General features: G+C 54.9%; 1 protein-coding gene. It reads right to left on the bottom strand.

The window, feature by feature from the left end:
• Nucleotides 1-534 (bottom strand): DUF87 domain-containing protein (locus C8029_RS21455; protein WP_152003714.1); only part of this gene is annotated, 534 nt, incomplete at both ends.

Genomic DNA, 534 nt, shown 5'->3' with positions numbered 1-534 from the left:
AGAACCGCGCTAGGAATACCCGACAGATCAAGCACCGTTATCGCTTTCTCGTGGCCAATCCAGCTTTCGAGCAGGGATGGAAGGTCATTCGTTACGTGGCCCGTCAGGTCAGGCTCCCATTCACCGGGCTTGAGCAGGAACTCGAACTGACGATCGAGCATACGTGATCGCATTCGGTCGAGCTGCTTGCGGATTCCGAGCACACCGACGTTGTTCTGGTAAGGTGCTGAATTCGTTGTTGTGTGCGGCTGGTAGGCTGGTTGACGAAGCGTGGTCGCGTCGCCGGGCTGAATGATCGCCGGTTGTGTCTTGGCCTGATCGAGCCAGGTTTTAACTTCTGGTTCGATCAGCTCGAGCCACAGGTTTCGCAAGCTGTACGGAATAGGGCTGTCGAAGGTCATTGAATTCAGATCGACACCAGGCAAATTGTCTGCTTGAGCAATCGCGCTTTTGGCTGCGAAGATCTTGTCGAGTATTGCGGTCGTTGCGCGATCATCCAACTTCCCGCACAGAAAGTTGAGTATTTCGGCCGGC

It is taken from the genome of Roseobacter sp. TSBP12, assembly GCF_009129705.1.
Taxonomy (GTDB): Bacteria; Pseudomonadota; Alphaproteobacteria; order Rhodobacterales; family Rhodobacteraceae; genus Celeribacter; species Celeribacter baekdonensis_A.
This window is presented reverse-complemented; position numbering and strand designations above follow the sequence as displayed.